The 25,850-nt window shown below is 65.8% G+C and carries 22 protein-coding genes, 3 tRNA genes and 1 pseudogene; 17 read left to right on the top strand and 9 right to left on the bottom strand.

Going from position 1 to position 25,850, the window contains the following annotated elements; all coding sequences use genetic code 11:
• Window positions 1–71: 71 nt before the first annotated feature.
• Entirely contained in the window at window positions 72–857 is a 786-nt protein-coding gene (locus tag ACYCO6_RS01730; protein ID WP_459768741.1) for a sulfite exporter TauE/SafE family protein, read from the bottom strand.
• Window positions 858–1,068: 211 nt separating this feature from the next.
• Here ACYCO6_RS01730 and ACYCO6_RS01725 point away from each other — a divergent pair, with 211 nt between their 5' ends.
• From ACYCO6_RS01725 to ACYCO6_RS01715, 3 genes are all read left to right on the top strand, one after another.
• Complete coding sequence (locus tag ACYCO6_RS01725) at window positions 1,069–2,751, top strand: bifunctional protein tyrosine phosphatase family protein/NAD(P)/FAD-dependent oxidoreductase (RefSeq protein ID WP_459768739.1); 1,683 nt, start codon at window positions 1,069–1,071, stop codon at window positions 2,749–2,751.
• Between the two features lie 154 nt (window positions 2,752–2,905).
• Window positions 2,906–3,247, top strand: coding sequence for a carboxymuconolactone decarboxylase family protein (locus tag ACYCO6_RS01720; protein ID WP_459768737.1), 342 nt, complete (start codon window positions 2,906–2,908; stop codon window positions 3,245–3,247).
• Window positions 3,248–3,320: 73 nt separating this feature from the next.
• A complete protein-coding gene (locus ACYCO6_RS01715) occupies window positions 3,321–3,956 on the top strand; it encodes a peroxiredoxin (protein ID WP_459768734.1) in 636 nt (211 codons plus the stop codon).
• A 30-nt stretch (window positions 3,957–3,986) separates the two neighbouring features.
• Here ACYCO6_RS01715 and ACYCO6_RS01710 read toward each other — a convergent pair whose 3' ends face one another.
• Both ACYCO6_RS01710 and ACYCO6_RS01705 read right to left on the bottom strand, forming a co-directional pair.
• The gene (locus tag ACYCO6_RS01710; protein ID WP_459768732.1) at window positions 3,987–4,376 is read right to left on the bottom strand and encodes an ArsR/SmtB family transcription factor; all 390 of its coding nucleotides are present in this window, start codon (window positions 4,374–4,376) and stop codon (window positions 3,987–3,989) included.
• Complete coding sequence (locus ACYCO6_RS01705) at window positions 4,376–5,038, bottom strand: peroxiredoxin (RefSeq protein WP_459768729.1); 663 nt, start codon at window positions 5,036–5,038, stop codon at window positions 4,376–4,378. Before ACYCO6_RS01705 ends, ACYCO6_RS01710 begins: the two co-directional genes overlap by 1 nt.
• 182 nt (window positions 5,039–5,220) lie before the next feature.
• Between ACYCO6_RS01705 and ACYCO6_RS01700 the strand changes: the two genes are divergently transcribed.
• The 3 genes from ACYCO6_RS01700 to ACYCO6_RS01690 all read left to right on the top strand — a co-directional run bounded on the left by ACYCO6_RS01700 (window position 5,221) and on the right by ACYCO6_RS01690 (window position 7,782).
• Window positions 5,221–5,451, top strand: coding sequence for a recombinase family protein (locus ACYCO6_RS01700; protein WP_459773398.1), 231 nt, complete (start codon window positions 5,221–5,223; stop codon window positions 5,449–5,451).
• Between the two features lie 79 nt (window positions 5,452–5,530).
• Window positions 5,531–5,797 (top strand): hypothetical protein, encoded by a 267-nt coding sequence (locus ACYCO6_RS01695; protein WP_459768727.1) that lies wholly within the window; start codon window positions 5,531–5,533, stop codon window positions 5,795–5,797.
• A gap of 1,130 nt (window positions 5,798–6,927) precedes the next feature.
• Window positions 6,928–7,782: an SGNH/GDSL hydrolase family protein gene (locus tag ACYCO6_RS01690; RefSeq protein ID WP_459768725.1), complete on the top strand. Its 855-nt coding sequence runs from the start codon at window positions 6,928–6,930 to the stop codon at window positions 7,780–7,782.
• Window positions 7,783–7,819: 37 nt separating this feature from the next.
• Here ACYCO6_RS01690 and ACYCO6_RS01685 read toward each other — a convergent pair whose 3' ends face one another.
• Window positions 7,820–8,947 (bottom strand): hypothetical protein, encoded by a 1,128-nt coding sequence (locus ACYCO6_RS01685; RefSeq protein ID WP_459768723.1) that lies wholly within the window; start codon window positions 8,945–8,947, stop codon window positions 7,820–7,822.
• A gap of 188 nt (window positions 8,948–9,135) precedes the next feature.
• Here ACYCO6_RS01685 and ACYCO6_RS01680 point away from each other — a divergent pair, with 188 nt between their 5' ends.
• The 3 genes and pseudogenes from ACYCO6_RS01680 to ACYCO6_RS01670 all read left to right on the top strand — a co-directional run bounded on the left by ACYCO6_RS01680 (window position 9,136) and on the right by ACYCO6_RS01670 (window position 11,733).
• Window positions 9,136–9,570: a hypothetical protein gene (locus tag ACYCO6_RS01680; RefSeq protein WP_459768721.1), complete on the top strand. Its 435-nt coding sequence runs from the start codon at window positions 9,136–9,138 to the stop codon at window positions 9,568–9,570.
• A 295-nt stretch (window positions 9,571–9,865) separates the two neighbouring features.
• Complete coding sequence (locus ACYCO6_RS01675) at window positions 9,866–10,786, top strand: hypothetical protein (RefSeq protein ID WP_459768719.1); 921 nt, start codon at window positions 9,866–9,868, stop codon at window positions 10,784–10,786.
• 11 nt (window positions 10,787–10,797) lie between these two features.
• Window positions 10,798–11,733, top strand: a pseudogene (locus tag ACYCO6_RS01670) (IS110 family RNA-guided transposase).
• A 561-nt stretch (window positions 11,734–12,294) separates the two neighbouring features.
• Here the strand turns inward: ACYCO6_RS01670 and ACYCO6_RS01665 are convergent.
• Window positions 12,295–12,885, bottom strand: a complete 591-nt coding sequence (locus ACYCO6_RS01665) for a helix-turn-helix domain-containing protein (protein ID WP_459768717.1) — start codon at window positions 12,883–12,885, stop codon at window positions 12,295–12,297.
• A 241-nt stretch (window positions 12,886–13,126) separates the two neighbouring features.
• On the opposite strand from ACYCO6_RS01665, the gene ACYCO6_RS01660 reads away from it, so the two are divergent.
• From ACYCO6_RS01660 to ACYCO6_RS01650, 3 genes are all read left to right on the top strand, one after another.
• Entirely contained in the window at window positions 13,127–15,745 is a 2,619-nt protein-coding gene (locus ACYCO6_RS01660) for a PriCT-2 domain-containing protein (protein WP_459768715.1), read from the top strand.
• Between the two features lie 268 nt (window positions 15,746–16,013).
• A complete protein-coding gene (locus ACYCO6_RS01655; protein WP_459768713.1) occupies window positions 16,014–16,406 on the top strand; it encodes a hypothetical protein in 393 nt (130 codons plus the stop codon).
• A complete protein-coding gene (locus tag ACYCO6_RS01650; RefSeq protein WP_459768711.1) occupies window positions 16,399–17,664 on the top strand; it encodes an integrase in 1,266 nt (421 codons plus the stop codon). The genes ACYCO6_RS01655 and ACYCO6_RS01650 overlap by 8 nt, the downstream gene beginning before the upstream one ends.
• Before the next feature lie 90 nt (window positions 17,665–17,754).
• Here the strand turns inward: ACYCO6_RS01650 and ACYCO6_RS01645 are convergent.
• The 3 genes from ACYCO6_RS01645 to aroA form a co-directional block, all read right to left on the bottom strand.
• Window positions 17,755–17,830, bottom strand: a tRNA-Lys gene (locus ACYCO6_RS01645).
• Window positions 17,831–17,927: 97 nt separating this feature from the next.
• Window positions 17,928–18,566: a (d)CMP kinase gene (gene cmk / locus ACYCO6_RS01640; protein WP_459768708.1), complete on the bottom strand. Its 639-nt coding sequence runs from the start codon at window positions 18,564–18,566 to the stop codon at window positions 17,928–17,930.
• Window positions 18,567–18,571: 5 nt separating this feature from the next.
• A complete protein-coding gene (gene aroA / locus ACYCO6_RS01635; RefSeq protein WP_459768706.1) occupies window positions 18,572–19,921 on the bottom strand; it encodes a 3-phosphoshikimate 1-carboxyvinyltransferase in 1,350 nt (449 codons plus the stop codon).
• Window positions 19,922–20,164: 243 nt separating this feature from the next.
• Here aroA and ACYCO6_RS01630 point away from each other — a divergent pair, with 243 nt between their 5' ends.
• The 3 genes from ACYCO6_RS01630 (at window position 20,165) to ACYCO6_RS01620 (ending at window position 20,899) form a co-directional block, all read left to right on the top strand.
• Window positions 20,165–20,542 (top strand): TIGR02300 family protein, encoded by a 378-nt coding sequence (locus ACYCO6_RS01630; RefSeq protein WP_459768704.1) that lies wholly within the window; start codon window positions 20,165–20,167, stop codon window positions 20,540–20,542.
• 150 nt (window positions 20,543–20,692) lie between these two features.
• Window positions 20,693–20,768: transfer RNA gene (locus ACYCO6_RS01625), tRNA-Ala, on the top strand.
• 55 nt (window positions 20,769–20,823) lie between these two features.
• Window positions 20,824–20,899, top strand: a tRNA-Ala gene (locus tag ACYCO6_RS01620).
• 120 nt (window positions 20,900–21,019) lie between these two features.
• Here ACYCO6_RS01620 and ACYCO6_RS01615 read toward each other — a convergent pair.
• Window positions 21,020–21,508 carry an Lrp/AsnC family transcriptional regulator gene (locus ACYCO6_RS01615; RefSeq protein WP_459768702.1) on the bottom strand — a complete coding sequence of 163 codons (489 nt, stop codon included), beginning with the start codon at window positions 21,506–21,508 and terminating at the stop codon, window positions 21,020–21,022.
• Between the two features lie 210 nt (window positions 21,509–21,718).
• On the opposite strand from ACYCO6_RS01615, the gene mdeB reads away from it, so the two are divergent.
• On the top strand, window positions 21,719–24,394 hold the full coding sequence (gene mdeB / locus ACYCO6_RS01610) for an alpha-ketoglutarate dehydrogenase (protein WP_459768700.1): 2,676 nt from the start codon (window positions 21,719–21,721) through the stop codon (window positions 24,392–24,394).
• Window positions 24,395–24,468: 74 nt separating this feature from the next.
• On the top strand, window positions 24,469–25,845 hold the full coding sequence (locus ACYCO6_RS01605; protein WP_459768697.1) for a 2-oxo acid dehydrogenase subunit E2: 1,377 nt from the start codon (window positions 24,469–24,471) through the stop codon (window positions 25,843–25,845).
• The last annotated feature ends 5 nt before the right edge of the window (window positions 25,846–25,850 follow it).

Genomic DNA, 25,850 nt, shown 5'->3' with positions numbered 1-25,850 from the left:
TGGTTCTCCCGAACAGTGCCGGAGCGGGGAACGGAGCAGGCGCGGCACCGAGCGCACGGCTCCGGACACCGTCATGACGTCGCGGCCCAGGCGCCGGCATTGCGGTAGATCATGTAGCCGGCGACCACGAATATGACGGCGGCGAACACCGTGTTGAGGGCGCCCTTGTAGGCGCCCAGCCGGGTGGCGAGCAGCATGCCGAGGAAGCCGCCGACGAGCCCGCCCGCGATGAACTGGCCTGCCACGAGCCAGTCGACCATCCCGGAGAGAGCGTAATTGAGCGCCGTGGCGAGCCCGAGGGCACCGACAGCCAGCAGCGAGGTGCCGACCGCCTGAAGGAGCGGCATGCCGGTGGCAAAGACGAGGCCCGGTACGATCAGGAAGCCTCCGCCGATACCGAAGAAGCCCGACAGCACGCCGACCGCGAGAGCGACGCCCACGACCTTCCAGCTCGGCACCGGCCCACAGCCGACCGGCTCGGCCGTGCCGCCCTGGACCCGTCGGCGGCGCAGCATGTGCACGCCGACGACGACCATCAGGAGAGCGAACAGGAACAGTAGGCGCTGCCCGTCGACCGCCTTGCCGAGGGAGGAGCCAACGAAGGCGCCGACGATTCCGACCCCGGCGAATACCGCAGCGCAGCGCCATCGCACGTTGCCAGCCCTGGCATGTCCAACGAGCGTCAGGAAGGCGTTTGCTGCGACTGCCAGTGCGCCGGTGCCGATAGCGAGGTGTGGTTGGGCCATGCCGACGACGTAGAGTAGCAGCGGCGTGGCAAGGATCGAGCCGCCACCGCCGATCAGGCCGAGCGTGAAGCCGACCCCGGAGCCGGACAGAAGAGCGGGAAAAGCGCTCATCGGTGGTGTTCCTGCGAATGCCGGGACGAGCGGGCCTCAGGGGGGCTTACCAGGGCCGGCCGTTGCATCGCCGCGTCGTTTAACGAATTCATATAATGAACCTCCTGCTCCTCCGCGAAATTCATGTGATTTGCCTTGTATGCGCTGTCAATATGTGATTTCGTGCATCGCATCCATCAAACTACACATTTGTGAACCGATGAAAGCACCAGTGGAAGCCAAACGCCTCACGCCCGACCTGTCGGTCATGGGCCAGATCGACTCTGCCGATCTCGCGGACGCTGCCCGCGCCGGCTTCAAGGCCGTGATCTGCAATCGCCCCGATGGGGAGGGGGCGGATCAGCCGAATTTCCCCGAGGTTCAGGTCGCCGCCCGCGCCGCTGGAATGGAGGCACGCTACTTGCCTGTCATGTCCGGCAAAGTTTCGGCTGAGGACGCCGCCGCCTTTGGCGAGGCGCTAGCGGCGTTGCCCAAGCCAGTGCTGGCCTACTGCCGCACCGGTACCCGCTCGGTCACGCTGTGGTCGCTATCCGAAGGTGCCCGCGGCCGGCCGCTGCCGGAGATCCTGTCCGCCACGAAGGCTGCCGGCTACGACATGAGCGGTGTGCTCCGCCGCATCGCCGCGGGCGGACGCGTGCCGACCGAGTCTGCCGATCTCTTCCACAGCGTCGTGATCGTCGGCGGCGGGGCCGGCGGCATCGCCGCGGCGGCGAGCCTCAAGGCGCGCAAGCCTGACCTCGACATCGCGCTGATCGACCCGGCCGACGTGCATTACTACCAGCCCGGCTGGACCATGGTCGGCGGCGGCATCTTTGAGCCAGCCGCCACGGCTAGGACGATGGCCTCGCTGATCCCGGACGGCGTGACCTGGATCAAGGCGGCGGTGGCGGCTTTCGAGCCGGAGCGTCGGGCGGTCATCCTGGAGGGCTGCCGGGTGGTGCGCTACGACCGCCTCGTGGTGGCGCCGGGGCTGAAGCTCGACTGGGCCGGCATCGAAGGGCTCGTCGAGACGCTCGGACGCAACGGCGTCACCTCGAACTATCGCCTCGACTTGGCGCCCTACACCTGGGAACTCGTGGAGAACCTGCGTGGCGGCCGCGCCGTCTTCACGCAGCCGCCGATGCCGATCAAGTGTGCGGGCGCGCCGCAGAAGGCGATGTATCTATCCGCCGACCATTGGCTGCGCCAGGGGCGGCTCAAGGATATTGCAGTCGAGTTCTTCACGGCGACGCCCGGACTGTTCGGCGTGAAAGAGTATGTACCACCGCTGATGGAGTACGTGAGGCGCTACAACGCCCAGCTACACTTCAACCACACCCTGGCCCGGATCGACGGCCCGGCCAAACGGGCGTGGTTCGCCCGCAACGGCGAGGATGGCGCGACCAAGATGGTCGAGACCAGCTTCGACATGATCCACGTCGTGCCGCCCCAGAAAGCGCCGGATTTCGTCCGGGTCTCGCCGCTCGCCAACGCATCCGGCTGGGTCGAGGTCGATCCGGCGAGCCTGCGCCACAAGCGTTTTCCCGAAATCTACGGCCTGGGCGACGCGTGCAGCGCCCCCAACGCCAAGACGGCAGCCGCCGCGCGCAAGCAGGCGCCAGTGGTCGCCCACAATCTGCTCATCGACATGGGCCACCTGCGCGGAGCCGAGGTCGCCTATGACGGCTACGGCTCCTGCCCGTTAACGGTCGAGCGCGGCAAAATCCTGCTTGCCGAGTTCGGTTACGGGGGGAAGCTGCTGCCGAGCTTTCCCTCCTGGTTCATCGACGGAACGAAGCCCAGCCGCGCGGCATGGCTTCTGAAGGAGCGCATGCTGCCGCCGATCTACTGGAAGGCGATGCTCAAGGGCCGCGAGTGGATGGCCAAGCCCCAAGAGGCCGAGAAGGCCGCCTGATCGAGCCCATGGGTGTCGAGACCGAGAGGAGAGTCGACGATGAGCCCATTCCTGCTGGCGGGCAATTTCGCGGGCAGATCGCGGGCCGAGATCTGCCGCGCTCTCATCGCCCGGCACTGACGCGCCGGAGCCGAACCGAGAAAGGGCACTAGCCATGACGGAAGACTGGTCCGCGATGATCGCCGGAATGAACTCGGCGGTGGGCAATCTGCGGCAAGCCTCGCCCGAGGTGATGAAGGCGTTCGGAGCTATGTCCCGAGCTGCCCATGCGGACGGGGCACTCGACACACAGACCAAGGAGCTGATCGCACTCGCAATTGGCGTGGCGGTGCGTTGTACGCCCTGCATTGCCTACCACGCCGAGGGCGCCCTCAAGGCCGGCGCATCACGCGAAGCAGTGGCCGAGACGCTCGCCATGGCCGTCTACATGGGGGCCGGTCCCGCAGTGATGTACGCCGCCAAGGCCCTCGAGGCCGTCGATCAGATGGCCACCTGAAAACACATGATTGAACGACTGGCTCCCTTTCGTTCGGCGCCAGCTACAAGCCACCCGACACTGGAGTGAGGCCATGTCCCTTCACCTCGGCGATACCGCCCCGGACTTCGCGGCCGACACCACGGTAGGCCGCATCCGCTTCCACGACTGGGCGCGCGGCTCCTGGGTGTTCTTCTTCTCGCACCCGGCCGACTACACACCGGTCTGCACGACAGAAATGGGACGGACCGCGCAGCTCGCGGCCGAGTTTCAGCGCCGCGGCGTGAAACCGTTGGGTCTCTCGACGGACTCGGTCGAGGAGCACCACGGCTGGGTGAAGGACGTCGACGAGACGCAGAGGACGTCCGTCTCCTTCCCCATCGTGGCCGACACTGATCTGTCGGTGGCCCGGCTCTACGACATGATCCACCCGAACGTGAATGACACCGAGGCCGTGCGAACGGTGTTCCTCATCGATCCGAACTTGAAGATCCGTCTGACGATGGCCTACCCGATGACCGTCGGGCGCAACTTCTCCGAGATCCTGCGGGCCATCGACGCGCTGCAACTCACCGACCGAATGGAAGTGGCGACGCCGGCCGACTGGAACCCAGGCAACCGGGTGATCATCCGCCCCTCGCTCTCCGACGAAGCAGCACGGGCGAAGTTTCCGCAGGGATGGGACACCCTCAAGCCCTACCTGCGCCTGACCGAGGTCAAGGAGGGGTAGGATCCTCCAGCCCTCAGGCGAGAGGGGCGTTCACGAGTGGTCTTCGATCTGCCCGAACATCGCGGCTTGGCCGAGCGCCCGCGCCCGTGCGTCCGGACGAGGCGTCGGCAGCCGTCGCTGCGGACGGCCGGCGATCAGGATATCGTCGAACGCCTCTAGGAGCGCGCGCATCCGCGGGTCGGCCAAGCTGTAGAACACTGCCTTGTGCTCGCGCCGCGTCACGACGACCTCAGCATTGCGCAACTCGCCGAGCTGCTGTGACAGCGTCGGCTGGCGGATGCCGAGGCGCTGCTCGATTTCCGAGACTGAGCATTCACCCTGCGTCAGAAGATAGAGAATGCGTAGGCGGTTGGGATTGGCGGTCACCTTGAGCAGGTCGGCGAGCCGTGCCGCGGTTGCCTCGTCGGTGCCCGGGGCCATCAGGCGCTTTCCAGGCGGTAATACCAGTCGGTCCCGCAGGCGCCGACCTGGGCGAGTTCGTCGGCGGTCAGTGGCGGGTTCGCGAGCACAGGCTCGCCCGGTTGCCAACCCTCAGGCGTCGAGATGTCGGCAGCATCGCTGGCCTGGAGCGCCTGCACGAGGCGTAGGATCTCGGCGACGCTGCGTCCGACCGTCAGCGGGTAGGCGACAAGGGCGCGCACGATCCCCTCCGGGTCGATCACGAAGGTGGTGCGCACTGTGGCGCTGGACGTCGCGCCGGCCGGCAGCATGCCGTAGGCCCGCGCGATGCCCATGGCCGGGTCCTCCACGATGGGGAACGGCACCCGGACGCCGAAACGCTGCTCGATACTGTGCTGCCACGCCAGATGCGACGACAGGCTGTCCACGGACAAAGCGAGCAGGTCGCAATCGACTGCCTGGAACGCCGCATGGGCCTGCGCGAAGGCGACGAACTCGCTGGTGCAGACGGGGGTGAAGTCCGCCGGATGCGAGAAGAACACCAGCCAACGGCCCCGGTAGGACGAGAGCGTGCGCGCGCCCATGGTGGTGCGAGCGCGGAAGTTCGGCGCCGCGTCTCCGATGATGGGAGGGCAGGCCGGCGGGGGGACCGTCGCAGGGCCTCTGTCGGTTTCGGTACTCATGAATCGACGCTCACGAAACGGGACTCGACATAGTGGCGGGCGCAACCCTGCTTCGTCAATATATATTCGCCTGGTGTCAGCGCAACTATAAGATAAATTATGGATTGATACGCATTCGCTTCGGCGCAAGATAGGCCGGCATGCGTCCTGGAGGCGGCTGAGTTGGTCGTCTCACACGGTCAATACCTGCGAGGGACCGATCCGATGCTGCCCTAATCGCCGGCCTCGCTGTACGCCAGGACCGAGCGAAACGCCGGACCGCCGATCTGGCGCCGATCATCGCAGACCTTCGGGCGAAGGGAGTCACCTCGCTCCGCGGCATTGTCGCCGAGTTGAACGGTCGCGAGATCCCGACCGCGCAGGGTGGCAAGTGGTCGGCGACGCAGGTTCAGAGGGTGCTCGATGCAGTCTGAGTGCCTTCGGAGGGGCTACTGATCCCTCGCAGATGGCGACCCGTTAGGCTAGCTTCGCCGCAGGGCAGGAGTGTTCCAGATGGCCTTACTCATCCGCGAGCTTCAACGATCCGCCAAAGGTCCTGTCGCAAACGACGAGGATTGGTGGCGCTTGGTCTTTAATACGGACACGAAGCGCCTCTACATCGAGCACGAGTGGCAGCACACAAGCGTACGAGAGACCGGTCGCTCAGCCCATGGAAAGGAGCAAATCGAGATCCCGGAGTACCTCATGCAGGCAGGTCAAACATCTGGGCACCGCGAACTCTGGCGCCTCATTCAGACGCTATTCCACGAGGCGCACTGACCTATAGGCCTGCCAGCTTCCAGGCCTCACGATTGCTCTGGTCGGCTTTGAACGCTTGCCACCACACTTTTCGGAGCGCAGCATCAGCCGGCGCCCTGGGTCGAAGCAGCCAGAGTGGCAGGCACCGGCCGCACACGTTCATCCCGCAAACGCTGGCGGTCGGTGCCCCATATGTCACGCTTCCGTCAGTCAGTCTTCCTGGCCGATTTGTCGATAGCTGGATCTGGGCAGCACCGCGGTGGCGCTGAACACGCGCGGGATATCAGCGGCCCCGGGCTGTGCGTGGACGGCTACCCAGGTCCGGCGGGCAGAAGCCCAGGCATCCTAATCGCCCTTACGCAACCGCACCCTGCGCCTGTCAGCTCTCGTCCATGACGGGCGAGGTATGGAACAGCCACACCAGCCTTACGAGGCGGGCAACGTAGAGCGCCCCCGCTTTGTCTTCTCCTACCAGATGCGTAGAGCTCAAGGCGCGCAAGACTGTAGGTCTGGTAGTAGCGCGATCTAGACCCGGGAGGTTTGCTGTCGGAGCGTCCGCTTCCGGGACGTCGCCGAGTTTGGCTGGACGGCGGCAATGAGCGCAAAGCCGAATGTCGGCTTTCGAGCGGCGACCTGATGATGGCTCACCACCCTTGTCGGTTCTATAAACGGTGAAGCCGATTGCGCTCGAAACACAGAACGTCTGAACGCGAATTCACTTCATCTCAGTACTGATCAGGTTCAAGCGTCGGGAATTTCGAGTCGCTGACTAGGCCTCGTGAGCTCTATGGCCAAGCTAGGCCGACGAACCCTTGCAGCAGGAGAGCGGAATTGTTGCCTGCAAGCTTGGCAGATTAACGCATGAATACAGTTCTTCTTGGGATCTCTGTTGCGTTGCGGCGAACCTTCTGGTATTCAAAATTCCATTCTCACAGCGATTCGACAACGACGTCGAAACGGCCAGCCACTTAGGCTGATCGGGGCCGGAGCAGGTCTCCTGCGAAGCAGCAACCTTGTACCCCAAAGCGGCCTCGACCGGCTCAAGCTGCGCGCTCGTGCATGCTCGCCGATTGAGCTCCTCGTCTCAGCGCGTGCTCAGCCGACGCCGCGCGCCTGAGCCTCACTCTGTCGGCGCATGCTCCGGAGCAGAGATGTTGGTACGCCGGTTCAGCGAAGGCTCGTCGAGGGTTTCGCCCGTCCTTGAGCGTTGCTGGCGCGAACTCACGCGAAGCGCCATCCTACTTCTCGGCCTGAGCCTGCCCTCGACAGCAGTGCCCGCCTATCATGATCTCTTGCCGGAGGCCGTGGAACGGGCCGTCGGCTTCATGCCGGCTGGGACAGCCGCTCTCCCGCACGTGGCACACAGCCTCGCCGCAGGCGACCCGTTGCGGATCGTCGCCTTCGGCTCGTCTTCGACGGAGGGGATCGGCGCCAGTTCGCCCGCAGCGGCGTACCCGGCCCGCCTGGCAGCCGCGCTCAAGCAGGCGCAGCCGCAGAGTGCAGACCGCATCACCGTGATCAATCGCGGCATCGGCGGCGAGGCCGTTGACGACATGCTCGGTCGCCTCGACCGCGATGTGATCGCACCCCGGCCCGATCTCGTGATCTGGCAGACGGGCAGCAATGATCCGCTGCGCGGTGTATCGCTCGACCACTTCCGCGCGGCCACGATCGCCGCGGTACAGCGGATTCGTGAGGCCGGCGTCGACGTGGTGCTGATGGAGCCGCAGTGGTGCCCTAAACTCGACGCGACGCCTGGCGCCTACCGGTTCCGCGACGCGGTGCGCGAGATCGGCACTGCGCTCGGCCTGCCGGTGATCCGCCGCTCGGAGATGATGCAGGCTTGGATCGCCGAGGGGACGCTGACCCACGAGCAGCTGTTTGCCCCGGACGGTCTGCATATGGCCGATCGTGGCTACGATCTGCTCGGGCAGGCCGCAGCCGCGGAGATCCTGCGTGCGGCCGGTCCCGCCCAGTTCGCAAAGGTTGCTTCGCTCGGCGAATGAGCGGCCCAAAGCTGGTTGTTCGAAACGGCCTTCAGGGTCAGGCGGCAGCCGGCAGCTGACCGCCATCCCCCGCTGCGGAGCAGCGCAGGTGATCCAGAACATCGCGCCGGAGATGGTCGGCGTAGGTCAGAAAACCCTCTCGCAGCGCCTCGTCGCTCGTCCAGTCGAGCAGCGTGTCAGGGCGATACATCGCCAAACACGCCCAGTCGTGCAGAGCCTCCGCCTCGCAGCTGTCGAGGAGCTCATACTCGACCCAGTCACGAAAATCGTTGCTCTCACCATCGGCCCAGACCGCATCGTCGCGCAGGTACCTCGCCAGGACCCGCAACAGCCCACGGTCGATCTCCGTGCGCGCCCGATCGAAGCTGAGCAGGAACTCGACATCCTCCTGGCTCTCCGCCGCCCGCGCCAAGTCGCTGTCGAGGACGGCCTCCTTGCTCCCGGCGTCGAGCAGGTCGCACACGGCGGAAACAGTGCGTTCGAACGTGAGATGCCGAGGCAGATCACCGCCCACAAGCTGGCCAAAGTGCCTGATCGCCAGGGCCGCACGCGTCCACAGGCGATCAGCCGGATCCGGGGCGGTGAGCAACGCCTCGTCATCCGAGATCAAGAGGAGCGCCTCGGCGGACCTGGCGGCGATCGGGTCAGGGCAGTAGCCGCTGCTGATGAGCAGCTGGCACTGCGGATCGAAGGCGCCGCCTGCCTCGACGTACTCGCCCTGCCGGAACGCCGCGACGACGCACCAGTCCATGGCCGCGTCACTGGCCACCACGGCGCCCCGGAGCAACGGATACCGCTTGGCGAGCGCGCGGACAGCCGCAGTGGGGCAGGACCAAGCCGTAAGGAAGCTGCAGTCGTAGATCATGTCTCCGATCAGCCGACCGCGGAACTCGGTCACGTTCCATTTCGTGCCCCAATTCCGGCAGCTCCAGTCGTACCAGCTCTCGAAGCCGGTCGCGGCCCGGGCGATCGCGCGCAGCTCGTCGGTGGCGCCATCGCAGGTTGCCAGGATCTCGGGCGGCATCGGCACGAGCGCATCGAGGTCGAGGCTTGGCGCGTCGTCCGGACCATCATCCCGGCGGACGCGAATGCACTCGCGCACGAAGCGGGCGATCTCGTCGGCGGGGCCGGTCAGGGTGAGGCGGTTATCGGCATAGTTGGGCATGGGCAATAGCTCTTGGGTTCAGCAATACCCCGACCGTAGCGAGCCGCCGAAGTGAAGGTCAAAATTTCTCTTCGCCTGTTTGAGCTCAGTGCGTCGGCCGGGGCAGCGCCGGGCCGTGACGAAAATATTGATCGCGCAAAATGGGAGCGGGCAGAGTGGGTCATCATCACTGAGACCGAGGAGGTACTATGACCGGCCTGACGCGGACCGCGCGGACTTACGACGGCACCTATATCGACGCGCCCTGCGACGGCACTATCGTCGAGATGATGCCGCTCTGGCTCGACGAGCTGACGCTGCAGCTCGCCCTGAGCGAGTGCGGCGGCTGGCACAGCGGGTACAAGCTGGTGACCTACGCGCGTCTGGCCAACGTCAAGAAGTCTGTCCCGGAGCTGGATGAGGCGCTGCGGTGGTGCGCTGAGCGCCGCATGGGTGTGCGGCTGCGGTGTGTCGAAGGGGAGATGAACGATCGCCTCGCCCAGACCCTGTGCGATTGGGAGCAGCGTCACGGCGGGGATGAGGTGACGAGGTACCTGCTCGACCCCGACATGCGCTTCGCCTCGCACCGGCTCGTGTTCCGTGACTGGCATCACGCGCTCGAGTTCAAGTTGAATTGGTGCTGATCCTGATTTTCAGCACGGCAGTGCTTGCTCGAGCCCCGTCGATCAAATGAGAAATTGTCAGCGCCGAGGGCTGTGTGCGACGGTGAATTCGTCGCCGCGGATTGCTTCGGCCCAGGACCCCGGAAGAAGGGCCGACATCGACAAACGGCAGGCACAACGAAGCGCCTGCTGACGCGATCAGACGCGAGGGCGGACTTACTGCCCTGACCCGGAACGACCGTAGAACGATGGTCCGGCGGGGATTGCGACACCGTATGCGCCGTTTGGGCGCGGTTAGAATTTTCAGGAGAGCTTTGTGGCTAAGTTGATTGTGACGGGCAGCGGCTTCCGTCTCTGGGCGCTGACCAAGGCCGAGGATTACCTGTTTATCGATGCGTATCTGCTGATCAAGCCTTTTGTGCCGAACTACGACAGCCGTTTTCGGGAGTTCGAGCGGATGTACTTCAGCGAGGGCTGCATGCTGGCCGACAAGTCGCTGATGCTGATCAACTCGATCCTGAACCGCAAGGGCTACGACCCTCTCCACCTGCGCGAGGGTCACAGCGACAGCTACACCGTCCTGAAGGGGCAGCCCAAGGCCGAGGAGCGGGCCCGCATTCGCACCGCGTTGGAGGATATGGACGACCGCGATCGCTCGCTTGTCATCGAAAGCAAGGCGGCGGAGGTGAACCGGCAGATCGACCGTGATGTGATCTATGACGCCACGAAGTCGGCGCGCCTGATGCCGCTTGAGCCGGCTGGAACGGTCAAGGTCGCGCCCACGGCGCTGACCGAGCAGTTGATCGGCGCTCTGGATGGTGGACGTCTCATGCTCCCTGCTGTGGCCAGGGCCGGCACGCACGAGCCCGCTGGCACGCTTGATCCGATGAGGTCGAAGCAGTCCACCACGACGGGCCGGCGTGTGCTGCTCGACCTCCGCAAGCGTGAACAGGAGACCCCGCCGGTGGTGGACACGCCGCCGCGTGAGAAGCGCGCGCGGTCGGCGACCGTGAAGCTCGCGATGCTCACGGCCGTGCAGGACGAGGTGTCCGCCATTCGCGATGAGATGGCCGCCTTGCAGGCAATTAGGGCCGAGAACGGCGCGCTTCACGCTGCGGTGAACGAGATCGAGCGGTTGAAGCAGGTTATCGCGGTCAGTCAGGAGGAGATGCGGGGCCTGCGGGCTGCTCTGAAGGCGTTCCAGTCCTCGATCGCCGAGGTTGCGATTGCCGCGTAAGCGCAGCGGGATTGGCGGTCTGCTGCGCAGCCATATCCAGGAGCCCCTCCGAGAAATCCTCTCGACGGCAGGGGCGGAGGCTGCTTCACTCGGCCCATGGCCAAGTTGTTTCGCCCCTTGGCCTGGAGGCCTGCTCATGCACGGCCTGGCTGCAGGATGACCTCCGGGTCGCCGGCCTGCCGGCGGTCTGCATCGAGACGCGGTCCGCCAACGCGGCCATGAGGACGACGCCGGACAAGACTGACCGCAACGACGCTCGCGCCCTGGCCCAAATCAAGCGCACCGGCTGGCACCGGCAAGTCCACGTCAAGTCGCGCCAGTCCCCGCCTCTGGCGCTCGCTCCTGGTGGCGGGCCGCACACTGCTCAACGAGATGCGAGCGATCGAGAACGTCGTGCGGGCCATCCTGCGCGAGGGCAGGATCAAGCTCGGCACGCCAGCTCGGACAGCCCTCGCCAGACGCGTGCGGGACCTTGCCGGCAAGGATCCCGAGGTCATGCCCTCGTCGAGCCGCTGCTGACGGTGCTGGGTACCATGCTGGGGCAGCTCGATCGCCTGAGCCGACAGGTTCTCGTCATCGTACGCGGTGAGGCGGTCTGCCGACGGCTGACGGGTGTGCCGGGTGTCGGCCCGATCACGGCACTCGCGTTCCGCGCCACCATCGACCGACCCGAACGCTTCCGCCGCTCGCGGGACGTGGGCGTGCATCTCGGTCTCACCCCGGCCCTCTACCAGCCAGGCGAGACCAACATCCAGGGCAAGATCAGCCGCTGCGGCGATGAGCTCGCCCGCACCGCTCTCTACGTGGCCGCCCATTCCCTGCTGGTGCACTCGCGCAAATGGTCGAGCCTGCGCGTCTGGGGCATGCGGATGGCCAAGCATCACGATATGGCCCTTACTCGCGTGGCGGTCGCGCGCAGGCTCGCTGTTGTCCTGCACACGATGTAGCGGGAAGAGTCCTCATTCCGCTTCGGCCAAGCGCCGGAACCAACTGCCACATGAAGGAGACACGCCTGCTGGAGCAGGCCAGACTTCGCCCGCAAGGAAGACCGGATCGTCCCCGCGGGGACGATGGCTGAGGCGATCTCATTGAGAGCCGAGAGCCTGCGGCCCCGCCGTAAGCTCGTCGGACAGATTGAGACACCTTGCTCTTCTGACCCCATCATGCGGCGGCCTTCAGCGCCGATCGCGAAGATAAGCGCGTGACTTGCGGGCGCGATAGGTCCGGAACCAAGCAGGATCAGGAGCTGCTTGCCTCAGTGACCCCAATCAGAAGGCTCCTAGGCGTTCACTCCTCACCCGCGGTGAGCGGCAAGCTCGTGGCACAGCCTGGGTTGCGCGCGCTCGGCAACAACGTGCGCAGACTTTCGCGCTTCGTTAAACTGCCCGCAAGTAATCGCGGATTATTTACAAGTAACCCGAGCGAAATCTGCGTCTATTTATCAGACACATTGCCTTCCGTCGCAGCAAACTGCGACACAGTCTCACACATCATTTATGCCAGTAGATTTAGCCTTTCCCTTTGGCTGCAATCATGAATGCGGATTGACTGATCGGATCTGGGAAAACGGCCACTCGAACTCGCATTGGCCGTGCATATTTATCACATTTGGCGACCGGGAGAGATTTCCAATCAAAAGACACATCTCCATGGTAAAATTGCCTTTCCACCTCCTCTGCCGCCGCAGGATCGTCCCATTCAGGTTCAGCAATCAAGACATATGGGTAAGGACGCCATTCTTCCGGAAACAGTCTCCTTCCTTGAAGCTCAAGCTCAGGATCTCGCAACTTGCTAATTTCCATAATCCAGCTGGCATATGGCCTATCATCCGCATTAGAGATGGTATTTTTATTTTCATACTTGACAGCACCCCACTCGATGGCCTGACAAGCGAGCTCAACCACAAGAGGTATTACCGCTTCTTTCCCGCTCGATCTTCGGACCCCACTCTCGTAGTCTATAATAGTTCCTCTAGTTAACCCCAACCGATCTGCCGCGGCGCTCTGCGTCAAGCCGAGCCGTGCCCGCCAGCGAGCAAATTCCTCACCCGTCATATTTCGCGCCTTGCAAAGCACCATGCTGTGTGCGAGAAGCACCACCGGGTGCTCCGACGGAGATAGGTAACACGACCATAAGAGGTCTGCAACGCGCGGGAAGCCCTGCGCCTGCACTCGCGGACGCGTACGTACCGCGCGTAGTCTAACGTAATCCGTCGCAGCACTAAGCTTGCTTCAAGACGACCTGAGCAAATCACGGCGCCATGTTGTCCTCGACAATATACCGCAAATCGCGGTGCTGCATCGCCGTGCACACCTTTCATGGTAACGGATCTTTGGCTCTATGACCACAAATCCACATCTCGAGCCGACCGAGCTGCGCCTTGCACTTCGCTCGCGCGGCTTTCATCCAGTGCCGGTCTCCGGGCCGACAATGAACGTGAAATCTGCCGGCAAGCGGCCAATGATGCCGGCCTTTCAGCACCGGTGCCTCGATGCTTCGCCCGAGGAGATCATGAGCTGGAGCAGACTCTATCCCGATAGCGTAAACACTGGCCTCCTCTGCGGCCACTTAGCTGGCGTTGATATCGACGTGCTCGATCCGGCCCTCTCTGCTTCCATCGCCAACCGCGCGCGTAAGATCCTCGGCCCGACGCCGCTCGAGCGCACCGGCCGGCAGCCGAAGCTGCTCCTCGCGTATAGACTACCAATCTCTGGCAACAAGATTCAGACTGCACCGTTCTATTATACTGACGATCCGCTAGAGAAGCCCACAAAAGTCGAGGTGCTGCTGCGCGGGCACCAATTTGTCGCCTTCGGCATCCATCCCGAAACCGCCGCTCCCTACAGCTGGTCGGATGCTTCACCCTTGAGCATCAACTTCGCCGATGTGCCCGAGACTAGTGAGGCCGAGCTGCGACGTTTCATAGCCGAGGCCGAGACTCTAGTCCGCGACTCCGGCGCCGCGACTAGTCAGGACCGTCGGCAAACGCGCCGAAGACAGGAGACCAAAGGCCGACTCGCCGCCGCCATAAGGTCTGGCGAAGCTCCGGATGTTGAAACCATCGCGAGCGCACTCAAGTACGTGCCCAATAATTTCGACTACGACGGCTGGGTCCGGATTGGTTTCGCTCTCTACGATGGTCTAGGGGAGGCTGGACGGGGATTGTGGGAAGCCTGGTCTGCAACCTCGCCTCGCAACGATCCCTCATTAACCTCGCGGAAGTGGTCAACGTTTGCGCGCGGGCATACCGTCACGGTGGCGACCCTGTTCTGGCACGCCTCCGAGAACGGCTGGAAGCGCTCGGGATCAGGTCAGTCGGGCGCGCCAAAACGCAACAGGGCCGATTATAGGGCGAATGTAGACCCTGAGGCTCCGCCTGAGGATGAGGACGGCCGGCCAATTGTGCGCTTCGTTGCCGGCAAGGTGCCCAAGGGCGTCGACCGCATGGAGGCGATCCTACTGAACGCTGGGGTGCAGATCTACTCTCGCGCCGGCACCCTGGTGCGACCGGTGATCCAGGCCGTACCGGCCGCCAAGGGTCGAATGACTTCGGTGGCGCGGATGCGCGCGCTCAGCACAATCGGTCTTGCGGATATAGCCGCCCAGAAAATGCGCTTCCAGCGCTACGACGTGCGAGCTGAAGATTGGCTGGATATCAATCCACCAGACGAAATAACGGCGACGCTTCTTGCTCGCGAGGGCCAATGGCGCGTGCCGCCGGTAGTTGGTGTCATCACCGCGCCGACTGTGCGCCCAGACGGCACTATCCTCGACCTGCCCGGCTACGATCCTGCAACACAGCTATATTATGCTGCGGCCCCCGACTTCAGATTGCCATCGCTCTCGAAGCGACCAGACAAGACCGAGGCATTACGCGCTCTGGCTTTGATCGAAGAACTCCTAATCGACTTTCCCTTCGTCAGCCACATTGACCGCTCGGTGGCATTGTCCGGTGTCCTGACGGCACTAGTGCGTTCTGTGATCCCAACCGCACCCATGCACGCGATCCGTGCGTACACCCCGGGCACCGGAAAAAGCTATCTGATCGACCTCATTTCCATCATCGCCGCGGGCCGGCGCTGCCCAGTGATCACGGCCGGCAAGAGCGCGGAGGAAACCGAGAAACGCCTCGGAGCGCTGCTGCGAGATGGCGTGTCGGTGATCTCAATCGACAACGTAAACGGCGAGCTCGGCGGGGATATGCTCTGTCAGCTCACTGAGCGGCCACTGGTTCGAGTCCGCATCCTTGGGAAGTCTGAAGCGCCGGAGCTGGAATGCCGCTCGGCCGTCTTCGCCACCGGCAACAACCTTGTCCTGGTGGGCGACATGACCCGGCGCGCACTCGTCTGCTCGCTGGACGCTAAGATAGACAATCCGGAGCAGCGGACCTTCAAATTCGACCCGATCTTGCAGGCCTTGACTGATCGCGGCGCCTATGTCGCCGCGGCACTTACTGTGATCCGCGCCTATCGCGTCGCGGGAGCACCGTCTGTCTGCGGTCCACTCGGTTCTTATGAGGAGTGGACCGAGATGGTTCGCTCTCCGCTCGTTTGGCTGGGCCAAGCCGATCCAGTGTCGAGTATGGAAATCGCCCGTGACGAGGATCCGGAGCTCTCCGCGATTCGAGAGCTATTCGAGCATTGGCGCGAGCATCTGAGCCCGTCGAGTGGCTACACCACCAGCGCTATCATTAGAGCTGCCTGTGAAAAGGGTCCCGGCGCGAGCTTCGACTACATAGCGCAGGAGTTCCGCGCACCCGAGTTCCGAGATCTGCTGCTGCGGCAAGCCGGTGAGGGCGGCGCGGTCAACAGCCGGCGCCTTGGCAAGTGGTTGTCTCGTATTAAGGGCCGCGTCGTCGGTGGCTATCGGCTGGAGATGAAGGCCGACAGCAGCAATGGAAACCGGTTCTCGCTCAACCAGGTAGATGGACCCCCTACTCAAACGGATTTCAATGAATGACGCGCCATGGTGCCAGGCTAGGCACAAGCGCGCAGGCGCTGATGCCTAAGTTAGGGGTTTCAAGGGTTTCAGGGGTTTGTTACGGCCCGAAGCGGCAAACTGTCGTCGACCGTCGTAGCTCTGTGTCCGCACACGCATGGGATCGCCCTCGTGACTGTGTACGCGCGGCCATCGAAGCAGACCCCTCAAACCCCTTAAACCCCTATCCGGAGTTCCGGCTGACCCGCCGCGCTCATCTCGCGCGCCCTCAGCTGAAGGGTTCGCCGCAATGATTCGCGAGCGCCGCCCTGCCGCCATGCTGCCCGCTTCATTTGGACCCGAACGCGAACGCAGCCAGCCCTCGGTGCACCTCCAGGCACCTGCAATCCGGTTCAGGATCGACCCGGCCTACGTGCCGGCTGACAAGATCGCACGACGGCTCCACCTCACTGAGGCGCAGTTCGAGGCCTGCCGCCCGCGCCTGTTTGCCCGAGGCTTTCCAACGCCGGACGAGACCACCGGCATGTACGACCTGGAAGCTGTCGACCGCTGGCGCAAGCGCCAGCGTCCGGATCTCTATCCCGAGTTGACGGCGCCCCATGCCGCAGCCGACCATCACGCTCCTCGCAAGAGTATGGGAGACCGCTTTGTCGAGGCCAAGGAACGCCGCGGGCATGGTTGACCTACCCCGCTACGTGAAGGCGCGGGCGAAGCCGTCGGGCCGCGTGTTCTTCCATTACGAGCGGTACCGCAGCACGCCGCGAGAATGGCCTCGGCTCGCCCTCCCCTTCGGCCCGAAGGATCCCGAATTCTGGCGGCGCTGCGCACAGTATGCGGACCTCGATGCAAGTCGCGACGGCGGATCCTGGTCGTGGCACTACGCGCCCGCAAGCGGCCGACGCTATCCCCTGCCCGACCCGCGCTCGGCAGGCGGAATTGCCGCGTTCTGGCAAGCGCTCGATGCGGCCGAGGCGAAAGAGCGCCATGGCGACGCCTCTGAGCGCCGGACGTTCTCATCCCTCGTCGAGGCGTACAAGGCGCACACCGCCTACACCGATCTCGCCGCGCTCACCCGTCGAGACTATGACCGCCACCTGCGCATAATTGCTGAATTCTGGGGCGATGACCCGGTTGAGGCATTGACCACGGTAGATGCCCAGAAGGCGATCGACAGCTTTCAAGGCACGCCCGCCGTTGCCCGCTATTTTCGGGCGGTGCTCTCGCGCTTGGTCGCTTTTGGCATCCCACGCGGCTTCTCGACGCACAACGTCGTCGAGGCCACCGAAAAGATCGAGCACGAGGCCGATCCGCACCAGCCCTGGACAGACTGGGCCTTCGAGATCTTCTTCGAACATGCCCGAGTCGGACTGCACCTGCCGGTCTACTCGGCCCTTTATACGGGTCAGCGCTCGATCGACGTACTCCCGATGCTCCGGCCAGGCCCCGGCGCCAATGCCATTGAACTGATCGCTCGCAAGACGAGTAAGGAAGTCTACGTGCCGATCCACTCGGAGTACCGGGAGATCCTAACCCGCACGCACATCGAGCACTCGGCGCTGCACCTGCGCGAGGATGGTGAGCCCTGGACGCTCGCGGCCTACCGTACCGCCTGGCAGCGCGAGATGACGTCGCGCACGAGCAAGGGCACGGCAGCCGACGTTACGTCGGAGAAGGCTGCTGGCATGGCGCGCCTGAAGGCGGCCGGCTTCGTCTTTCATGGCCTGCGGAAGAATGCTGTGAACATGCTCTTAGAGGCGGGCTGCACCGAGGCCGAGGTCTCGGCGATCGTCGAGATGTCCGAGCAGATGGTCCGCCACTACGCCCGAGATGTGAACAAGCGCCGCCTCGCGCGCTCTGCCATGCGCAAGCTTGAGGAGGGCTGGGCTGAGACCCGGAAAAACCTGTTCGGGACGGGCTCAGCGGCGCACGGCCCTGCGTGAGTTTGGCAACCATTCGTCTGAAATTGGCAACCGGCACCGGCCGCAGCAGGCCAGCAGATCCGGAAGCAGAAAATGTTTCAGAGGGTTAGGTGGTGAGCGCGCTGGGACTCGAACCCAGGACCTACAGATTAAAAGTCCGTTGCTCTACCAGCTGAGCTACGCGCTCGCGTCCGCGGCCCGCCTGCAGCGGCTCCTCTCGAACGGCGTGTCCGCAATAGGTGAGCGGGGCCGGAGGGTCAACACACGGCGCCGCCGGCGCCGCTTCAGGGCACCTCCCCACGAACCCGCTCGACGATCCCGCGGGCCTCGTCGAAGGCGGCGTCCGCATCGAGCGCCGTGGTATCGAGCCGCACAGCGTCGTCGGCCATGCGCAGCGGCGCGGCGGCCCGGGAGGCATCCCGGGCATCCCGAGCCTCAATGTCGGCCAGGATCGCCGCGAAGGTCGCGGCCTCGCCGCGGCCGGCAAGCTCCCGGTGCCGGCGACGGGCGCGCTCCTCCGCGGAGGCGGTGATGAACAGCTTTACCTGAGCCCCAGGGCAGACGACCGTGCCGATGTCCCGCCCGTCGAGGACGGCCCCCTCCGGATCAGCGGCGAAGCGGCGCTGCCATGCCAGCAGTCCTGCGCGGACCTCCGGCACAGCCGAGATCCGGGAGGCCGCCTCGCCCATCGCCCGCTCGCGCAGGCGCGGATCGTCGAGCTTGTCCGCCTCAAGGGCCTGAGCCGCTCGGGCCGCAGCCGCGTGATCGTCCAGCGACAGGCCGGCATCGATGAGCGCCAGCGCAACGGCTCGGTAGAGGAGCCCCGTATCGAGATGCGGCAGGCCGTAATGGTCGGCCAGCCTCTTGGCGAGAGTGCCCTTGCCGGAGGCGGCCGGACCGTCGATTGCGATGACGAGCGGCATCCGGTTCACGCTCCGATCCGGCCGCCGAGGGCCTGCATGGTGGGCAGGAAGCTCGGGAAGCTGGTGGCGATCATCGCGCCGTCATCCACCGTTACGGGATTCCGCGTGGCGAGGCCCATCACCAAGAACGCCATGGCGATGCGGTGATCGAGATGAGTCGCCACCGTGCCGCCGCCGGAGGCCGCGCTGCCGTCGCCCTCGACCACAAGGTCGTCGCCTTCCACTATGTGCCGCACGCCGTTGGCTGCCAGACCTGCTGCCACGGCGGCGAGCCGGTCGGATTCCTTGACGCGCAGCTCATGGAGGCCGTTCATCCGGGTCCGGCCCTCGGCGAAGCTCGCCGCCACCGCCAGCACCGGGTACTCGTCGATCATCGCGGGCGCCCGCTCGGCCGGGACGTCGACGCCGGTGAGACGACTCGCGCGCACGCGCAGGTCCGCCACGGTCTCGCCGCCCTCTTCCCGCTCGGCAACGCGCTCGATCTGCGCGCCCATTTCAAGAAGCGTGGTGATGAGCCCGGTGCGCAGCGGGTTCATCATCACGCCCTCGATCACCACATCGGAGCCCGGCACGATCAGCGCCGCCACCAGCGGGAAGGCCGCCGAGGAGGGGTCGGCCGGCACGACCACGTCCGTCCCGCGCAAGGTGGGCTGGCCAGTCAGCGCGATCGTGCGGCCATGTCCGCCCGGCCCGTGGGGCTCGACGCTGACCGTGGCACCGAACAGGCGCAGCATCCGCTCGGTGTGATCGCGGGTTGCGGCCGCCTCGATCACCGTGGTGATGCCGGGGGCGTTGAGGCCGGCGAGCAGAACCGCGGACTTGATCTGCGCGGAAGCCGCCGGGGTCTCGTAGGTGATCGGGATCGCCTCGCGGGGGCCACGCAGGGTCAGCGGCACGCGCCCGCCTGGCGCCTCGGCCAACACCTGCGTGCCCATGCGGATGAGCGGATCCAGGATGCGCCGCATCGGCCGCGAGCGCAGGGAGGCGTCGCCGTCGAACGTCGCGGTGACCGGCTGGCCCCCGACCACGCCCATCATCAGCCGGGAGCCGGTGCCGGCGTTGCCGAAATCCAGCACCTCGGCCGGGTCGGTAAGGCCGCCGATGCCGACGCCCCGCACACGCCAGCGCCCCTCGCCGAGGCGCTCCACACCGGCACCGAGCGCCTTCGCGGCAGCGGCCGTGCGCAGCACGTCGTCCCCCTCCAGCAGGCCCTCGACCCGGGTCTCGCCCTCGCTCAGCAGGCCGAGGATCATCGCCCGGTGGGAGATCGACTTGTCGCCCGGCGGACGCAGGCGTCCTGTCAGGGGCGTGCCCGGTGCGGCGGTGAGGGGCTGGGGAGGCGAATCGTGCGACACGGGATGTCCGTTCGGGCTCTATCGGTGGGCCTGGATCCGGCGCGTCGCGCGGTATCGCCGCGGTGCTGCAATCGGACCGTGAAATCGCCGCGCGGTTAACACGCGCACCGTCTCACGTCATCCATGGCGGCCCTCGGGATCGGCCGACCGGAAAACCGCGCGCCAGCTCGATTGACAGGGGCGACGCCCGCGACTAACGGGGCCCCTCCCCCCAGAACTGTAGTGACGACGAGGTGTCCGCCCGTGGCCCGACCGGAACTTGGCTTGAAGCGCCAGTGCATGAGCTGCGGCGCGAAGTTCTATGACCTCGCCCGCGACCCCGCCGTCTGCCCGAAATGCGGGGCGGTCTATCAGGCGGCCGCGACCAGCCGCGTGGCGGCACCGGCCCTGTCGCGGGCCTCGAACGACGATGAGGACGAGACGGACGAGAAGGGTCCGGAACTCGTCTCCCTCGACGAAGTCGAAGCCGCCGAGGACGAGGCGGATCCGACGCCCGAAGACGACACGGTCGAGGACGGGGATTCGGCCGAGGACGACACCTTCCTCGAGGAGGAAGATACCGGCGACGACGATGTGTCCGACCTGATCGACGGCGACATCGAGAACGACGAAGAGAGCTGAGGCGGTCTCCGCCTCCCCTCCCTAAAACCCCCGGCGAGAGCGAAAAAAAGGGGTTGAGTCCGCGGCGCGAGCCGCCTATAGAACCGGCCTCGCCGGACGCAAGCCGGATCGGCGAGACCCCGCGGGACCCAAACCGCGGCGGATGAAAGTGGGGCCTTAGCTCAGCTGGGAGAGCGCTTCCATGGCATGGAAGAGGTCATCGGTTCGATCCCGTTAGGCTCCACCATCCCCTTCTCGCGTGACGCGGCCATGTCGGGACGCGAACCGCGGCCATTAAAATTGGGGCCTTAGCTCAGCTGGGAGAGCGCTTCCATGGCATGGAAGAGGTCATCGGTTCGATCCCGTTAGGCTCCACCATCTCCCTCTCGCGTGACGCGGCCGTTTCTGGCCTCCGCGCTTGGAACCGAGAACTTCCGATCCCAGACGATCAGGGCGGCCCGCGACCCGCTACGGTGCACTAGCACCGGCAAGCGCCGCTCAGCGGGTCAGATGCCCAAGCGGCAGCGCGGTCGTATACTTCACCTGACCCAGGGCGAAGCTGGAGCGGATGTTGGCCACGCCGGGGATCCGGGTCAGGTGGTCGAGGACGAGTTTCTGGTACTGACCAAGATCCTCTACCACCACACGCAGCATGTAGTCGGCCTCGCCGCTCATCAGGTAGCATTCCATCACCTCCGGCCGGCTTCGAACCGCCTCGTCGAACGCCTGGAGCGCGGCCTGCGTCTGCTTCTCCAGCGAGACATGGACGAAGACGTTGACCGCCAGCCCCAGGCTCAGCGGATCGACCACCGCCACGCAGCCGCGGATGACCCCAGCCTCCTTCAGATCGTTGACCCGGCGCCAGCATGGCGAGGTGGAGAGACCGACCTGCTCGGCCAGATCCGCGATGCTGATCTCACTGTCCTGCTGCAGGCGTTCAAGGATGCGCAGGCTGGCGGCATCGAGCTGGGCCGGTCGCGAGGGCATGGGTTCGGTCTCCGGTTTGGGGCCGCGCCGACATACGGCTGGAGGGCAGACACGCGAATGTCGCGGCAGCCAGACGGTGAGGCAAAATTTTCCGCTCTCTCCCAGCTTATCGGTCGGCCGATCCCACAAATACCCCTCGAGAGCAAATCTTCGGCATATCCCGCCGCCGCGATACCCGTATGATCCAGCTCATAAGGGGAGGCCGCGCCGATGAACGCCATACCGCCGAAAGCCACCATCGCGCGGTCCGCCGAGGTCGATCACGATCCGGCGGAGACCCAGGACTGGCTGTCGGCCCTGGAATCGCTGTTTCGCACGGAGGGGGCGGCCCGGGCCCGCTTCATCCTCGACCGGCTGGAGCGGCGCTCGAAGGAGATCGGCATCCTCGACGAGGCGCTGCCCTACTCGCCCTACCGGAACACGATCCCGCTGGAGAAGCAGCCGCGCTACCCCGGCGACCTCGAAATCGAGGAGCGCCTGACCTCGATCATGCGCTGGAATGCCCTTGCCATGGTGGTGCGCGCCAACATGGCCTACGGCGAGCTCGGCGGGCACGTGGCGAGCTACGCCTCGGCGGCCGAACTGTTCGAGGTCGGTTTCAATCACTTCTTCAAGGGCGGGGCGGACGGCGACCTCATCTATTTCCAGCCACACTCGGCCCCCGGCGTCTACGCGCGGGCCTTCCTCGAGGGTCGGCTGTCCGAGGAGCAGCTGAAGCACTACCGCCAGGAAATCGCCGGCGACGGCCTGTGCTCCTACCCGCATCCCTGGCTGATGCCGGATTTCTGGCAGGTTCCCACCGGGTCGATGGGCATCGGCCCGATCCACGCGGTCTACCAAGCGCGGTTCATGCGCTATCTCGGCGACCGGGGTCTGGCCGACACGTCCGGGCGGCATGTCTGGGGCGTGTTCGGCGACGGCGAGATGGACGAGCCGGAATCGATCGGCGGCCTGGCGCTCGCCGCGCGCGAGAACCTCGACAACCTCACCTTCGTGATCAACTGCAACCTGCAGCGGCTCGACGGTCCGGTGCGCGGCAACGGCCAGATCATCCAAGAGCTGGAGAGTCTGTTTCGCGGCGCCGGCTGGAACGTCATCAAGGTGCTGTGGGGCTCGGAGTGGGACGGGATCTTCGCTCGCGACACCAATCATGCCCTGCTGCGGCGCTTCGCCGAGACGGTTGACGGCAAGTACCAGACGCTGGGCGCCAAGGATGGCGCCTACAACCTCGCCCACTTCTTCGGCGAGGATCCGGAGGTGCGCGATCTCGTCGCCCACATGTCGGACGCCGACGTGGATCGACTGAAGCGCGGCGGCCACGACTTCCGCAAGCTCTACGCGGCCTTCGCCGCCGCAAAGGCCACCAAGGGCCGCCCCACGGTGATCCTGGCCAAGACCAAGAAGGGCTACGGCATGGGCGGGGCGGGCGAATCGCGCATGACCGCCCACCAAGCCAAGAAGCTCGACACCGACGCCCTTCGGGCCTTCCGGGACCGCTTCGCCCTGCCGCTCACGGACGCGCAGGTGGAGGGGCTGGCCTTCTACAAGCCCGCCGAGGACGGCGCCGAGATGCGCTACCTGCGCGAACGCCGCGCGGCGCTGGGCGGGGTCCTGCCGGCCCGCCGCCGCACGGCACCGACCGTGGCGGTGCCGCCGCTCTCGACCTATGCGGGCTTCGCCCTGGAAGCCGGCGGCAAGGAGATGTCCACCACCACCGCTGTGGTGCGCCTGTTCGGCAACCTCCTGAAGCACAAGGATCTCGGGCCGCGCATCGTCCCGATCGTCGCCGACGAGGCGCGGACCTTCGGCATGGCCAACCTGTTCCGGCAGGTCGGGATCTACGCGCCGCAAGGCCAGCTTTACGAGCCGGAGGACGCCGGCTCGATGCTCTACTACCGGGAGGCCCGGGACGGGCAGTTGCTCGAGGAGGGGATTACCGAGGCCGGAGCTATCTCGTCCTGGACGGCGGCCGCCACGGCCTACAGCGTGCACGGCCTGTCGATGCTGCCATTCTACATCTACTACTCGATGTTCGGCTTCCAGCGGGTCGGCGATCTGATCTGGGCGGCGGCCGACCAGCGCGCCCGCGGCTTCCTGATCGGTGCCACGGCCGGGCGCACGACGCTCGGCGGCGAGGGGCTGCAGCACCAGGACGGGTCGAGCCACCTCGCGGCGGCCGCGATCCCGAACTGCCGGGCCTACGATCCGGCCTTAGCGTACGAGATGGCGGTGATCGTCGACCGCGGCGCCCGCGCGATGATGGAAGAGGGCGAGGACGCCTTCTACTATCTCACCGCGATGAACGAGAACTACGCCCAGCCCTCCATGCCGGAGGGAGCGGAGACAGGGATCCTGAAGGGCATGTACCGCCTACCGGGACCGGACGCCGGATCGGGCGCCGTACGCCTTCTCGGCTCGGGCGCGATCCTGCCGGAGGTGATCGCCGCCGCCGACCTGCTGGCGCAGGATTGGGGCGTCTCGGCCGAGGTGTTCAGCGTCACGAGCTTCAGCGAGCTGGCCCGCGATGCCCGCGAGGCCGAGCGACAAGCGATGCTCCATCCGGAGGCCGAGGCCCCGGTCAGCCACGTGGCGGCGCTGCTGCCGGGCACGGCGCCCGTCGTCGCGGCGAGCGACTACGTCCGGGCGTATCCGCAGCTGATCGCCTCCTATGTCGGCGCACGCTTCGTTACGCTCGGCACGGACGGGTTCGGCCGCAGCGACACCCGCAGCGCGCTCCGGCGCTTCTTCGAGGTGGACCGGCAGCACGTGGTGATCGCCGCCCTGCATGCCCTGGCCGAGGCTGGCACGGTGCCGCGTGCCACGGTCGCCGAGGCGATCCGCCGGTACGGCATCGCGGCGGACGCTCCGGCGCCCTGGACCATCTGAGGTCCAGTGCCCGCCCAGCGTCGCCTCTCTGCCCCGCTCGAACTCCGAACGCCCGACCACGGAAACACGCCCGCATGAGCGCCGCGCTGCAGATCGCCCTCCCGGATATCGGCGATTACCGGGATGTCCCGGTCATCGAGCTCCTGGTGAAGCCGGGCGACCGTCTCGCAGTCGACGACCTGATCCTGAGCATCGAGTCCGACAAGGCGACCATGGAGGTCCCCTCCCCGATCGCCGGCATCGTGCGGGAGCTGCTGGTCTCGGTGGGTTCGAAGGTGTCGGAGGGGACGCCGATCCTGACGGTGGAGCCAACGGAGGGCGGCGGGACCACACCGGCGACGGAAGCTTCTACCGCGGCCACAGCGCCGTCGGATTTCGAACAGAGCGCAGGTCCCCTCTCCCGAGCAGGGGAGGGACAGGCTGAGGGCAGAGAACCATCCGGAGAGGGCACGCCCCTCACCCCAACCCTCTCCCGCTCGGGAGAGGGGGCCGGTCGCGTCCCGTCGGAGCCGACACAGGCCGATCCGCTCCCTGCGACCCGGAGCGACGTGCATGCCAGTCCCTCCGTCCGCCAGCTCGCACGCGAGCTCGGCGTGGCGCTGGACCGGGTTCCGGCCACCGGCCCCAAGGGGCGGATCCTGCGCGAGGACGTGCATGCCTTCGTGAAGGCGGCCCTCAGCGCGCCGGCTGGGCAGCCGTCTGCCGCCTCCAGCTTCGGCGCCAACCTGCCACCCTGGCCGGAGGTGGATTTCGCCAAATTCGGCCCGGTCCGGCGCGAGCCGCTCTCGCGGATCCAGACCATGTCGGGGGCCAATCTCAGCCGCAACTGGCTGATGATCCCGCACGTCACGAACTTCGACCGGGCCGACGTCACCGAGATCGAGTCGTTTCGCGTCGGGCTCAACACGGAGGTGCGCACGCCGCCCGCGAAGGTCACCATGGTGGCCTTCCTGATCAAGGCGGCGGCCTCGGCGCTCCGCGCCTATCCGCGGTTCAATTCTTCCCTGGACGGCGGCGACCTCATCCTCAAGGATTACGTGCATATCGGCTTCGCGGTGGACACGCCGAAGGGCCTGATGGTGCCGGTGGTGCGCGACTGCGACCGCAAGGGCCTCATCGAGATCGCCACCGATATGGCCGCGATGGCCGAGAAGGCCCGCGCCGGCACTCTTCCGGGCTCCGACATGCAGGGCGGCTGCTTCTCGGTTTCGTCACTGGGCGGCATCGGCGGCGACGGCTTCACGCCCATCATCAACGCGCCCGAGGTGGCGATCCTGGGAGCGGCGCGGTCGCGGACGGAAGCGGTCTGGGACGGGAAGGCCTTCCAGCCGCGTCTGATCCTGCCGCTGAGCCTGTCCTGGGATCACCGTGTGGTGGACGGCGTCGCTGCAGCCCGCTTCCTCGGCCACGTGGCCTCGGTCCTGTCCGACCTGCGCCGCGCCCTCCTGTGACGGCC

It is taken from the genome of Methylobacterium sp. CM6257 (assembly GCF_054611515.1).
The sequence above is the reverse complement of the archived record's forward strand: the minus strand, read 5'-3'. Positions and strand labels throughout refer to the sequence as shown.